A 12,331-nucleotide genomic window follows, 5' to 3' on the forward strand; every position below is an offset into this window, starting at 1 on the left:
CAACAGAGTCGCTAATCGTATTCATTTTTTGAACCAGAAGCTGGATCGATTGATTACCTAGATTCGCTTGCTCAGAAGCATTCATCGAAAGCTCCGAAACCTCTGAAGTTGTTTCTGCAATCCTTTGGATACCAATGGTCATCTCTTCCATCGCCCTGCTTGTTTCCGTTGCGCTTTGCAATTGTGTCTCAGAGCCTGCTGCTATCTCTTGAATAGAGGCGGAAACATGCTTCGTGGCCTCGGTATTTTCCTCCGAGCTAGCAAGAAGCTCCTGGGATGAAGCGGCCACTATTGTGGAAGCATCCTGAATTTTAAACATTGTCGATTTTAAATTCGCCACCATATCATTCAACGATTGCACCAGTGAACCGATCTCATCTTGCTGCTTGAGTTCCATTCTTTCTACCGTTAAATCCCCTTTAGCCACCTGCTCCAATAAGTGTGATACCCGCTTCACAGGCTTAGAGATGATCTGATTAATAACGATTAGTAAGACAATAACAGCAAGAATAGAAATGACAATAATGACAATAGCTGCAACGACGCTCGTATTATAAATATCCTTGCTCTCCTGCGTAGCTTGTTTAGCGCCTAATTCGTTTATTTTCACCATCTCATCTAGATTAATTTGCATCTCATTGAAGGATCGTTCGGACTCATCCATTAGGCTCAGAAGTTCCTTTTCCTTGAATCCAGCACCCGTAACCAAGTTAATTTGTTTGCCAAGCTGATCTACTTTCTTGTAGGTTTCACTGAAATTGTCCCATTTGGCTTTCAGCTTCTCCGCGTTCAATTGATCTTCATGATTGGCATAAGTTGCGGCATATGCCTCCAATTGATGATCGATCTTCTGGAAGGTATTAATCGCTTCTTGCTCGTAGCCTGCCTTTTTATTAGCGTCAGGGTGGGTCATGACTTTTAACTGCAAGCCAAGGATATGTTCCGTTAAATAATTAAGGTTGTTAGCGATTGCAACACCCTCCAACCAATTCGTGGTAATTTCTTCTGTCTTTGTTTGCATCGTATGTGCACGATACAGTGAATTCGTACCTAATACAGCTAGTAATATAAATAGAATTGAAAAAGATAAAGCGAGTTTCTTCCCGACCGTTAACCTCACGCCTAATCGATTCATCGCATTCTCTCCCTTGTTGTCTGTTATAACTTCATTATCGACATTAAACCGATGAAAGTTATGTATTTAGGGAGGGCAGAATAAATTTCTATTCTCCTGCGCTCCCATAGAATCCATGATTAAACATCCTATCCTAATAACTACATTTCAAAATTCTAATTACAGAAAAATCAAGAAACCCCCAGGTTCGATCACTAGCAAATTGCATCACCTGTTTTAGTGAAATCCTTGAACGGCTAAGGTATAATAACTTGCAGATAATTGATCATCGACTAGATTGATGGAGGACTACCGATATGAAAATTTACGTCATTCTCTCGTTCAACGATGACGGGATGGAAAATGTTTATGTGGGCGCAGATGAGGAGAAAGCATTATCCCTGAAGCCTGAGGATTATGATTGCGATGCTTTATTCGTAGAGATTTGGGAAGATGGCGAAAAAACGGATGATTATCGTCTAGCGTAGTGCCGACAATGGAGTACAGCTGGGGTTATACATGCTTTTTACAAGAAAGAGTCTGCTTCCTCTTCAATGAGAGGGAACAGACTCTTTCTTTGTCGAGCACACAGCTACCCTTACTTAAACGGGGGACAACCTAATAGGCAGTAACAAAATCCTCTTATAATAGGACGCTCAAAGGTACTACGAAAGTTAGACCTTCACTAGTACGGAGAATGAAATGTATGATGATGGAAACCACACATTGAGGTGCGCCCTTAATGGGAAGGGAAGGCTTAATGAAACCCTTGTTCCTGCCATGGCTGAGAAGAAAATTCATTACTGCTGGAATCACATCTTGTTTATTCGCTGCTCTCTACTCTTGGCTTGCCCCTGACCCCTTTCATGTCTATACCTATCTAACATTCGGTGAACATCTTCATCGTACGATCAGCATGATCACGATCTATCTTATGTATGCCGCTCCTGCAATCTATATCTATGGACTATTAACATCCTTTCTGACGGAGATACTCTCTCATGCTTTAACAACTAATAAGTGGATTCGCTTGGCTGTATCTGCGCTGTTCCATAGCCTGTTCGGGCTCATTCTTTGGTATATCAGTTTATTAGCTGCGATTCTCTTTTTTCTTGTAGATGTCTGCTTATCGAAATTTCAAAAGGACTACAGCATCACACTGGTTCTGTGTAGTCTCCTGCTCCCATCCGCACTATGGCTCACATGCCTTTTCTATCTGCATCTCTGGGGTTAAACGGGGACATAGAAAAACCACTCATTCTCCATTAAGGAGTATAAGTGGCTTCAGTGTTTGTGTTTATTGAACTCTTTCAACTTTAAAGACGTTATCCAAGTTTCCATCCAGCCTTTTCTTCAAAGGAACCTTAAGATCTCTGCCAAGCTCTCTAAAGAAGATATCAATATCGCATTTCACATTGTCCAATACTACCTTCAACGTACCATCCTGAACGATATTTTGATTCCCTTCATCAGGAATAGAGATCTCAACGATATACTTCTTAGTTAATGTATTCGAGTATCTATTGAAAATTTCCATCAATTCCTCATTCGTGAAATTATTAATGGCTATTTTCCCTTTTGTAGTAAAATTCAAATTGATTTTCAATTCCTATTTCCCCTTTTTCTTCTAGCATTTGTGATCTGGTGAACATTGTACTTACTTATCATACTAATCTTCTGCGATTAAGTACATCCTTACACACCATCAAAAGAAAAAGAACCTCCAGAAGCGAAGGTTCCCATCTCATTCCATATTCAATAAATTCGGTATATCCCGTGACATCTATCCATTTAGTTCTTACTTTTCGTTCCATTAACTTCCTTGCTGGCACTGTTATTTTTAGCATCGCTAGCAGCCTTGTTTGCCTTTACGATTCTAAGAGGCTTTTGTTTCTTCAGTTCACTCTTTTGCCATCTGGTCCAGCCTTTTTTGCCCGTTCCCCGACCAGTTCCACCTTTAGCTTTAGCCATATAATTCAATCACTCCAGTATTATTATAGGTGAATCTAATTGTTTCACCGTTTTCATCGATTATTAACCAAGCATGATGAAATATACCGCATCAAATGCCAGATGTACAGTAAAACTTAGGTTATCTCTCCGGGCGCCGTATACGACCAGTCCAGATCAAGATTGAATCCTATCGCCGTGTTGTATCTTTTTCCATCTTTTTGTATAAAATTATCCTTTCCGAGAAAACTACATCGGTAATGACGTGAAACCGTTTATAGGGGAGTAATAACCAACTATCAGGAGGACAGTAATGAAAAAGCTGATTATGTTTGTCTGTTTGATGCTGTTTACGCTCACAATAGGTACTGAAAGAACATTTTCCCACTCACACCTCGCTAGCGTAACCGTAAATATGATGAATAGCGATGGCAAAGCAATTGGTACAGCATTATTGACTCAGCAAGGGAATGATGTTGTTATTCACATTGAAGCGGACAATCTTCCTCCCGGTAAGCATGGCCTTCACTTTCACACTGTAGCCAAATGTGAAGCCCCTAGCTTCACAACGGCCGGTGCACATTTTAATCCGCAAGATAAACAGCATGGCTTCAAAAATCCCAAGGGTTTCCATGCCGGTGACCTGCTCAACATTGAAGTCGGGGCTGACGGTAAAGTGAAAGCAGATATGATTAGTAAAACCGTCACCTTAGTCAAAGGAAAACCCAATTCATTGTTGAAGCCTGAAGGAACATCACTGATCATCCATGAAAAAGAAGATGATTATGTGACAGATCCTTCGGGTAATTCCGGCAATCGTATTGCCTGCGGAACCATTAGCTAACTTCAAAAGGGGCAATCCATCCGTCATGTCTATGACGTTAGGATTGCCCCTTTTATATCCATCCAAAATGACTTTGTCTAATGCTCGCTAGAGGTTTCATGTTTTCATAAATCTTGAGAAAGACGAATCATGTCCACGCACTGAATCCCATTTTCATAGATATCCTCCGTGTAATGTCTAATAAAGAAATCTCTATCGATTCCTGTTATTCGAAACCCACACTTTTGGTAGAGAGCCAGTTGTCCTATACTTGAGTTTCCGGTTCCAACCTCTATCGTCTTATAGCCTTGCAGTCTGGCCGTTTCTATTGCGTGATTTGTTAGCTGTTTCCCTATCCCTTTGCCATGCTGCCCTTCATGAACCGCAATGTTCACTAATTCAACTGTCTCCGGTCTAGTAGGCAATAATACATAAACACCGACGATAACTGTGTCTACCTCTGCAATAAAACATTCGCCTCTTCGGAGATATTCTTCTACCAACAATGGAGAAGGATCGGCAAGCAAAAGCAATTTCATTGGGGGAAGCTCATGATCAAGAAGATTTCTTATTACTAGCTTGTCACGTCTAGCTCTATCTATGATTTCAGTTATAAAAGGAGATTTGGCATTGGTGTATGCTGTTCTATCGTTCTGGTGCTTCTCCGCGAGGCCTCTTTTTAACTGCTCATATTGATGTCGTAGTTCGGGATGACTTCTTAAATAGTCTCTAAACAACAGATTATTATTCCAATCTTCACTTCCATAGTCATAAATATGTAAATGATGTGTTCCCGCTCTCCATTGACCTTTTCTAAAAAACCTTCTGTTCGGAAATGTCTGATGAAAAACATGCTCATATCCGATATCCTTTAGAGGCTCAATCCATTCATCTGCCTGTTTTAAGTCTCTGACCCCCACCATAATATCTATGATAGGTTTTGCACCCAGCCCCTCTACGGATGTGCTTCCGATATGCTCAAGGCCAAGTATATAAGCTGCAATAACATTTTTTATGGTGATGGCTTCTTTTTCATATTCCACAGCCCAATCTGAATGATAATCCTCAATCACGACATGTTCCACTAGACACCTCCAATTCACTTCGAATTAATCAACTAGATATACTCGATCACCTACATTGATTTGTCCCGTCTTTATTACCGAAGCATAGACTCCGAAATGCAAATTCATCTCCTCATTAACTTTCTTGAGCAGTGAAGCATCCTTTTCAAGGGAATCAGGGTCGATTGTAATCATTGAACAACGCTCACAGAAAATATCTGCTTGTATTTCGGTACTGCCCACTACTAATCGCTTGCCTATCCAGTTACTTTCATTGAAGGCGTCTTCGTCTAAAGACAATACTAGATTGGCTCTAAACCGACGTTTATCTAGTCTCTTTCCCCATATTGCTTCAAGCTTGCGCAATGAAAATTCTGTGATAATCAGGATACTACCTGCATCTACAGCCAGTAGGTCATCGGATTTCTGCGCAGTATAGCTCTTCATAGTAATTTTTCTTTTATAATAGGGCTGTATTTCATTTAATAACTCTTCATCCCAGTTGAAATTCCGTCCATCTGGTGAGGTTATATTCACTTTAGGAAACTCTTGTTCAGCCCCCTCACCAACGAGCTTCGCCTTATAACCAAGCATGTTAGGGATAGCTCTGGCGGTGACAAAGCTATCCCACCCTTGCTTGGTTTCATCTATAAAGGCGTGACAGCGGTCGCCGTATAATCCGTATGTCTCCACCTTGCTGGTTTTCAAACTCTCTCCCGCAAACGATTTTACTGGATATCTGTTTATTTGACTGAGTTGACCAATAGAAATCAGTGTCAATGCAACTCCTTCTTTTCAATTACATTAGTACCAAGTAAGCCATATTCCTAATTATAATACTTAGTCTCCTTGTTGGGTATTGCTTCCATTCTAAAGTTGGGAATTGGTATTATATTAGAATCGCTTGCCGTTCATCAGGGTTTGAAAGGAAACCCGCTGTTCAATATAAGGCAGTAGCTTATCCAAAGCAAGCAGCTGTTCGACATGAAATACGCCATGCGGTAACACCGTACGGTAAACATGATCCGCCACCGCCGCGGCCACCCTTGCTGTAATATCTGCTTCGTTTTCCCCTGTCAGGAAACATTCGATTAGCATGTCCTCTTGATTCTTTTTTCCCTTTGCATCAATTTTCACAGCAAACAGCTCTTTGCCATATCGCATCTTGCTGAACAATCCAATGACGGCACTGCGGATCGGCTTCAACTTAACTATTCGGAACAATCCAGATGCTCTCATCCATGCCAGCAATCTCGTCATCGCAGCAGAATCAAAACATAGACGTGTGGAGACTGTCGGTACACCAAGGGTTCGTGGAAGAACATGCTGGTCAGAAAAATCGAATCTATAGGCCGCTCTTTTCCCTAATCCTGCGCCAAAATCCGTTTTTTTACCATCAGTAAAACTTGATACGACGCGACTCTCGTTGTTCTGTATTGCCGCAAAATTCTTGCTAAGATTATCGACCGTCCACTTAATTGAAGCATCCCCGTGCTGTTCTCCCAATCCAAGCATAATAGAAATATCGATGATCTCCGTCTTGTCCATCAGCCTGCTCGCATGAGAAGCCATTAAATTCGTTAGCCCGGGGGCAAGGCCCACACTTAGAACAGAAGTTGCTCGGTTAGCTGCAGCTTCTGAATGCAATTCTTCCACTTGGGAAAGAAAGGAATGATTCGCCGAAATGTCTACATAATGAATGCCCTTTGCGAAGCATGCCTTTACAAATGTAGTATTCTTCTGATCCAAACACATAATGACCAACTTAACGCTGCTCAGAAAATCAGGATCAACTGTCTCATTGATATTGAGCTGTAAGGGTTTGATCTTTCCTCCCGAAGTGCGGGTGAACTGCTCTGCACGTTCCAGGCTTCTTCCCGCAGCAAAAACTTTACCAGGATATAATTCTCCGAGCTCTCTGCATATGGTTTGACCCACATGACCATACCCGCCAACGACAACTATGTTTTCTTTCATAACGTTTTCTCCCCTTCTAGTGTGTTTTGTTTATGTGCTTCTTTCATCTTTGGCTTGTTCTTCCTTCGAACATTTTCAAAGTAAATTCCGCATCCGAATATGATCAAGGCTCCAGCACAAATCAATACGTTGATTCCGAAAGCTGCCCTAAACGATTCAAGACCAGTTGCATGATTATCTCCTCCATTGACAATTCCAAGCCCAAGTGCCGCTCCACAAACCATGCCTGCGTTACGAGTTAAGGCAATCATCCCTCCTATCGAGCCAATATGTTCAGCTGGAGCATGCTTCATAATAAAGCTGTTATTTGGAGAGGCTATAAGACCCATTCCCAAGCCAATCAACGCCAATATAGCAGCTATCTCAATGATCGATAATGGCCCGAGATAAAGCGCCAATGCCGCAAATCCACTCCCTATTCCACATAACCCCAAGAACATAAAGCGTCTGGAACCATAGCGATCTGACAAATACCCACAGAGGGGACCAGTAAAAGCCAATGAAACCGGATAGGCAGCCAAAATGTATCCCGCAGTGGACGGAGATATAGCAGCTATCCCGAATAAGTAAAAGGGCAAAAGGACGAGAACCGTATTAGCAAGCAGGAACGAAATGGTGCTTATCAATAATCCGTAGAACACAGCTGGGATGCGGAACGCCTTTATCGGTAAAAAGGGAACTCTTTGACGCGGCTCCCATACTAGAAGCATTGACAAAGCAACGGTAGTTACAGCGAATACGAATAGCGTTTCTGATGATAGCCAACCCAGTCTACTGCCGTTGGAAATACCGAATATGAATGAGCTAATCATGACAATGAATAAAAGCGCCCCGACTTTATCTAGCGGAACTCTCTTTCTTTCCTGCCCACGAACAGGAATAAAGCGAAAGGCTAATAGGGTAGCTGCAAAAGCAACTGGGACATGAATCAAAAACAGCCACTGCCAGCTGAACCAAGCTGCTATCCATCCACCAATAATCGGCCCAGTCATCCCGCCAAGAGCGACAGCCGTACTGACTATTCCGAGCGCCCGCCCTCTCTTTTCCTTTGGTAAATGAATGGTGATCAAGGCAATATTGGTTGCTTGGAACATGGAGGCACCTATTGCCTGTACCATCCTAAGAATAAGAAGAATGGTTAGATTCGTTGAGAATGCGACCATAATTGAGCTGATAGTGAAACTTACATATCCGAGATTATGAATAAGACGATATCCATATCGGTCTCCCAGCTTTCCCATCAAAGGAAGCAGCGAAGTGATGACAAGCAAGTATCCTGTCGTAATCCACTGTACCTCTGCCAAATTCGTTTGAAAGATTCTTGTAAATTGAGGAAGCGAAACGTTAACAATACCGGCTGTAAAATGAGATAAAAATGCACCCATACATATAGCGGTCATCATCCAGATATGATGTCTGCTTGTAAAAACTCGAGCTTGATTCATGGATACATTCATGCGGTTCACCTCCAAACTGTATTATAGTTTAGATACTATACTAAATAACCAAAAAAATTTATCTCTGTGAAAAATGGCTCAACACTAGAATAAGTGCTTGAATTTGAAGTATTGTTCGTAGAAGCCCGCTGCGCGTACGGATCATTCTTACGATCGCTGTTGTCTCCCTATTTCTTGATTCTATCCCTTAGGGGTAGAAATACGGAGACAAAGGCGAACGCTATCGCTTCTTCAGAACGATTCCGTCCGCTTCGCTTTTGTTTCGTGTTTGCATACACTGATTATGGTTTAGAGCCTAAAAAATCGTTTAATTTCTCTATACAATTTTCAAAGATTTCGATCTCTTGTTTGCTCAACAGGATACGCAGCTCATCATAAAATTGGACATGTACCTCTTCGTGCGCTCTATAAGCCTCCTTCCCTTTCTCGGTAAGGGATATCACGATTGCTCTAGAATCATAAGGATGTGGCGAACGCGTTACTGCAGCTTTAGCTTCAAGACGCGCAATAAGCTGTGTGACTGCACCTTTCGTAACATCAAGACGAGCTGCAAGCTCGCTCATCAGAACTCCACCCTCATAGCCAATTGCCTCAATCGTATGAATTTCGCTGGGCGTGAAGGATCCGGCTTCTCCAAATATTTGAGGCTGACGTTCAAGACGACGAAGCTGCATAATCAGCCGGCCAAGATTTCGATTTCCTCTATTGCTTACCTGATCCGATTGTAGATGAGTTTTCTTTTTCATTGCTTTAGTATAGATACTATACTACTCGCTGTCAAGAATCATGAACATTTGTCATAATTCCTTCCCCTGGTGTCTTCATATTCAATAATAGAACTGGCTCCCTATCTCCCTATCAGTATATAGAAGCTCTGTTTAACAATGCTCTATCCTGTTTAATAAATAGTACCCCCATTATAATAAGATAGTCTTCCTCTTCAGGAGACAAAGCCTTAGACGCTTGCGCCTAGGGCTTTGTTTTTTCGACTAACCTATGGATTTAAGATGCGGTCATATACATCCCGTTGGATGACTTCTGAGGCAGCTATCAGCTTCCGTTCCAGCAGTTCCCCGTAGAGCCTTTCCCCTTCTTTAACCGAAATGTTCGCGTGCTTTCTTTGCTTCTCCTTTACCTGAAGAACCATATTGCTAAATAAATACTCATAGTAGGTATTTTCATCATATTGCAGGGGGCCGTATATCATCTGCTTCTGTGCTGCCGCTCGTTTGCGTCGATCGTTTTCTTGGATCCAATCGTTCCGAAAATCCGAATAATCGATCCGTTGAACGACCCCTTCATTTCTAGCAATGATCTGCTGAATTTTGATTTTTTTGGCTTCAGCGAGCGCAGCCGATTTCAGCCGATCAATCGGACGCTCCTTGCCAAAGGCTGTTGTCCAATATTGCGTGCTGTCTTCCGCATTGTATTTGTCGTAAAAATACTGGATAACGTCGCTTCGTTGCCGCAACATCAATATCTCCAACTCGCCATACCGAATCGGTTCCCCATTAACAGTGGCGACGATTTCTTGAATATTCGCCTTAGCGGATGAACTTTCATGTTCCACATGGGCAGCACAGCCCGCAGTGAAAGCAATCAAGATCAAGAACAGCAGTCCGATGAGACGACGCCAATTCATCATCCATCTCCTTCCTATGAAGCGGAAGGACAACGCGCGCGCTGCCCCTCCATTTCGCAGCTATACCACTTTCTATTTTGAAATAACGATTTTCCCCAGCTGCGTTCCCCATGCTGAAGTCGTATCAGAGAGCTCAACCTTCAAGTAATTTTTCCCCATCGGCAGGTTTGCTGTTGGCGAGTATTGAGTATAAGCCCAACCCGCTGCAGTAGCGGTAGGTGATAGATAAGAGCTCGAAACTGACGTCCAAGTCGTACCGTCAGGTGACGAATAAAATTTCACTTTCGTCAAGTTGATACTGAACTCATAAATATCTGCAGAAAATTGCTTCATATCGGAAAAGTTATAAATCACATATCCCGTCGCCGTAGAGCTGCGCTTGAACCTTGAGGTATCCCCATTAAAATAAGACGGATTAGTGCTATCCATCATCATATTAGCCGAATGGGAATTGGAGATGCTCCAATCATTCGCATTATCTATCAATTGGATAGGAGCGGTGAAGGTGCCTGCCTCATGGAAACCTCGACTTGGAGCAGCCATATTCGAGACAATGTTCCCAAAATAATCCTTCCCGCCGTTTCCAGGGATCAACACGCCGCTGCCGATTGCCGGCGACCCGGTACTTAGCTTGTAGCCTGCTGCTGAGCTTACCCCCGCTGCACTTGTACCTGGACTCATGAATAGCGGATCCGAAGTCAGCTTGTGTGAGTCCGCTGGTTCGCTTGTCGGGTGATTGCCGTAGAACAGATTGTTATCGATGCTGGCCCCAACACTTGGGTACGTATAAGTACCCGTTCCCAGGTTGTATACGATGTTGTTCTTAAAGCTCCAAGTTCCTGGAGTCGTGGCATCGCAGCCATCGCAGTAAATCGGATTTTTGAGGCCGGAACCGATATAAATCGTGTTGTTGTAAATGTTCGTGCCTTCCGGTACGCCATACGAGAACGTAAATACCCCTTTTTCTCCCCCATAGGCATCATTAACGCTGATGTTGTAACGGATCGTGCTCGTGTTCGTGTAGGGTCCCATCAGCAGAATGAATCCGCCTTCGTTATCATGGCTGTAGTTGTATTGAACAATCGCCCCGTAATGACCTAGATCAACGTCAAAACCTTGTCCGTCTGTATCAGTCGTTCGGGTACCATAAGCTTCGTTATACTGCACAATCGTACCTATCGAGCGAGTTGGCCAGATGCCTGCGCTTGCGTTCATGTTGAAGCCAGTAATCATTTTCTGTCCTGCACCGTTCGCCACATTGTATTGAATCACCGAATCCTTGAAACCGAAGACGAGAATGCCATCACCGTCCGTATAGGTTACGCTGTTATTCTGGACCTTCAAGCCCGTGCTTAGCTGCGACGCAACGACCACCGTCTGATCTCCGGTATGATAACTGGCATCCCAGATGTTGATTCCATTGCGCCCGACATGATCCACCGTATTATTCTCCACAATTACGTCATTGAAGCCGTCGTTGGCGCCGGAGGCAAACATGCTGATACCTCCATTCGTATGCGGTGCAACCGTGCCGCAGTTGAAACAACCATTCACGTTATGCACATAGTTATTGGCGATTCGAAAGTTATTAAGCTTCCCTCCACTACTCGACTCGATATAGATACCATAACGAGGTACGCCCCCGACGGTAGCCGTCCCACTGTTGTCTGTACCTGAGTTATTCGTGACTTCCAAATTCTGAATCACCCAATACTGCTGATTCACTAAATACACCGCAGCTCCAGAAGCTAGACTACCTCCGTTTATTAATGGAAGACTTCCTGTATCATACGAATCGATTGTGATCGGGTTACCAGAGCTACCTGAGCCTAGTGGATGCAGCTGTCCATTCCAGCTGCCCCCTCTTTTGAACAAAATTTTATCTCCGGCTTGGAACGTTACCGCGTTCACTTTGGTCAGCGTTTTCCACGCCGTACCCGTGCTAGTACCGTTCGCTGTATCGCTGCCTGCCGCGGAGTCGACGTAATACGTCGTATTGGCCGCATAAACCCGACTGCCTGAAAGAGGTAGCAGCAATCCAGAACCGAGCAGCATAGCGATCAAGACCATCGTCCAAATTCTTCGCATCCGAATGTTCATTGACATTTCTCTTGCCTCCTTAATCATTTGAATTCATTTGATTAAAAGCAGCTTAACCATGACCCCCTTCCGTGAACAAATATCCAGCTTTGCCAAAGACAGCATTCACTGCTTTAACACCCTAAATGTAAGCGTTCTTACAAAATTTAGTTAGGGGATAAATCTGCGAAATGGTTAAACATTCTGCACTTTTTTACTAATGAA

Annotated in this window: 13 protein-coding genes and 1 pseudogene (1 of these 14 running past the window's edge); 3 read left to right on the forward strand and 11 right to left on the reverse strand. The window is 43.2% G+C overall.

Going from position 1 to position 12,331, the window contains the following annotated elements:
• A protein-coding gene (locus tag EKN16_RS17990; protein ID WP_125660173.1) for a methyl-accepting chemotaxis protein crosses the window boundary here: on the reverse strand, positions 1-1,135 show its 5' portion. 605 nt of this gene lie to the left of the window's left edge; the window shows 1,135 of its 1,740 coding nt (coding positions 1-1,135); it begins with the start codon at positions 1,133-1,135; its stop codon lies off the left edge, out of view.
• A gap of 296 nt (positions 1,136-1,431) precedes the next feature.
• On the opposite strand from EKN16_RS17990, the gene EKN16_RS32315 reads away from it, so the two are divergent.
• Both EKN16_RS32315 and EKN16_RS17995 read left to right on the forward strand, forming a co-directional pair.
• On the forward strand, positions 1,432-1,602 hold the full coding sequence (locus EKN16_RS32315; RefSeq protein ID WP_164522856.1) for a hypothetical protein: 171 nt from the start codon (positions 1,432-1,434) through the stop codon (positions 1,600-1,602).
• Positions 1,603-1,874: 272 nt separating this feature from the next.
• Positions 1,875-2,348 carry a hypothetical protein gene (locus EKN16_RS17995; RefSeq protein ID WP_125660176.1) on the forward strand — a complete coding sequence of 158 codons (474 nt, stop codon included), beginning with the start codon at positions 1,875-1,877 and terminating at the stop codon, positions 2,346-2,348.
• 63 nt (positions 2,349-2,411) lie between these two features.
• On the opposite strand, the gene EKN16_RS18000 is transcribed toward EKN16_RS17995, so the two are convergent.
• Together EKN16_RS18000 and EKN16_RS18005 are read right to left on the reverse strand one after the other, a co-directional pair.
• Positions 2,412-2,720 carry a hypothetical protein gene (locus EKN16_RS18000; protein ID WP_125660179.1) on the reverse strand — a complete coding sequence of 103 codons (309 nt, stop codon included), beginning with the start codon at positions 2,718-2,720 and terminating at the stop codon, positions 2,412-2,414.
• A gap of 185 nt (positions 2,721-2,905) precedes the next feature.
• Positions 2,906-3,085: a DUF3934 family protein gene (locus tag EKN16_RS18005; RefSeq protein ID WP_125660182.1), complete on the reverse strand. Its 180-nt coding sequence runs from the start codon at positions 3,083-3,085 to the stop codon at positions 2,906-2,908.
• Between the two features lie 292 nt (positions 3,086-3,377).
• Between EKN16_RS18005 and EKN16_RS18010 the strand changes: the two genes are divergently transcribed.
• Positions 3,378-3,908, forward strand: coding sequence for a superoxide dismutase family protein (locus EKN16_RS18010; RefSeq protein ID WP_125660185.1), 531 nt, complete (start codon positions 3,378-3,380; stop codon positions 3,906-3,908).
• Positions 3,909-4,012: 104 nt separating this feature from the next.
• On the opposite strand, the gene EKN16_RS32660 is transcribed toward EKN16_RS18010, so the two are convergent.
• The 8 genes and pseudogenes from EKN16_RS32660 to EKN16_RS18045 form a co-directional block, all read right to left on the reverse strand.
• A complete protein-coding gene (locus tag EKN16_RS32660; protein ID WP_179955631.1) occupies positions 4,013-4,426 on the reverse strand; it encodes a GNAT family N-acetyltransferase in 414 nt (137 codons plus the stop codon).
• 66 nt (positions 4,427-4,492) lie between these two features.
• Positions 4,493-4,990 (reverse strand): annotated as a pseudogene (locus tag EKN16_RS32665) (GrpB family protein); the annotation flags it as partial.
• A gap of 6 nt (positions 4,991-4,996) precedes the next feature.
• Positions 4,997-5,731: an MOSC domain-containing protein gene (locus EKN16_RS18020; protein ID WP_232015829.1), complete on the reverse strand. Its 735-nt coding sequence runs from the start codon at positions 5,729-5,731 to the stop codon at positions 4,997-4,999.
• 114 nt (positions 5,732-5,845) lie between these two features.
• Positions 5,846-6,928 carry a saccharopine dehydrogenase family protein gene (locus tag EKN16_RS18025; protein ID WP_125660191.1) on the reverse strand — a complete coding sequence of 361 codons (1,083 nt, stop codon included), beginning with the start codon at positions 6,926-6,928 and terminating at the stop codon, positions 5,846-5,848.
• Complete coding sequence (locus EKN16_RS18030) at positions 6,925-8,385, reverse strand: MFS transporter (protein WP_232015830.1); 1,461 nt, start codon at positions 8,383-8,385, stop codon at positions 6,925-6,927. Before EKN16_RS18030 ends, EKN16_RS18025 begins: the two co-directional genes overlap by 4 nt.
• A 281-nt stretch (positions 8,386-8,666) precedes the next feature.
• Positions 8,667-9,131, reverse strand: a complete 465-nt coding sequence (locus tag EKN16_RS18035) for a MarR family winged helix-turn-helix transcriptional regulator (RefSeq protein WP_125660194.1) — start codon at positions 9,129-9,131, stop codon at positions 8,667-8,669.
• A gap of 248 nt (positions 9,132-9,379) precedes the next feature.
• Complete coding sequence (locus EKN16_RS18040; RefSeq protein WP_125660197.1) at positions 9,380-10,030, reverse strand: hypothetical protein; 651 nt, start codon at positions 10,028-10,030, stop codon at positions 9,380-9,382.
• A gap of 69 nt (positions 10,031-10,099) precedes the next feature.
• Complete coding sequence (locus EKN16_RS18045; protein WP_125660200.1) at positions 10,100-12,133, reverse strand: right-handed parallel beta-helix repeat-containing protein; 2,034 nt, start codon at positions 12,131-12,133, stop codon at positions 10,100-10,102.
• Positions 12,134-12,331: the final 198 nt, after the last annotated feature.

It is taken from the genome of Paenibacillus baekrokdamisoli (assembly GCF_003945345.1).
Lineage (GTDB): Bacteria > Bacillota > Bacilli > Paenibacillales > Paenibacillaceae > Paenibacillus_Z > Paenibacillus_Z baekrokdamisoli.

What these genes read in the sequence shown, in the direction of transcription:
- EKN16_RS18040 (WP_125660197.1), bottom strand. Translation starts at nt 10,030, where the DNA reads ATGATGAATTGGCGTCGTCTCATCGGACTGCTGTTCTTGATCTTGATT.
- EKN16_RS32660 (WP_179955631.1), bottom strand. Translation starts at nt 4,426, where the DNA reads ATGAAATTGCTTTTGCTTGCCGATCCTTCTCCATTGTTGGTAGAAGAA.
- EKN16_RS18030 (WP_232015830.1), bottom strand. Translation starts at nt 8,385, where the DNA reads ATGAATGTATCCATGAATCAAGCTCGAGTTTTTACAAGCAGACATCAT.
- EKN16_RS18005 (WP_125660182.1), bottom strand. Translation starts at nt 3,085, where the DNA reads ATGGCTAAAGCTAAAGGTGGAACTGGTCGGGGAACGGGCAAAAAAGGC.
- EKN16_RS18025 (WP_125660191.1), bottom strand. Translation starts at nt 6,928, where the DNA reads ATGAAAGAAAACATAGTTGTCGTTGGCGGGTATGGTCATGTGGGTCAA.
- EKN16_RS17995 (WP_125660176.1), top strand. Translation starts at nt 1,875, where the DNA reads ATGAAACCCTTGTTCCTGCCATGGCTGAGAAGAAAATTCATTACTGCT.
- EKN16_RS32315 (WP_164522856.1), top strand. Translation starts at nt 1,432, where the DNA reads ATGAAAATTTACGTCATTCTCTCGTTCAACGATGACGGGATGGAAAAT.
- EKN16_RS18010 (WP_125660185.1), top strand. Translation starts at nt 3,378, where the DNA reads ATGAAAAAGCTGATTATGTTTGTCTGTTTGATGCTGTTTACGCTCACA.
- EKN16_RS18045 (WP_125660200.1), bottom strand. Translation starts at nt 12,133, where the DNA reads ATGTCAATGAACATTCGGATGCGAAGAATTTGGACGATGGTCTTGATC.
- EKN16_RS18035 (WP_125660194.1), bottom strand. Translation starts at nt 9,131, where the DNA reads ATGAAAAAGAAAACTCATCTACAATCGGATCAGGTAAGCAATAGAGGA.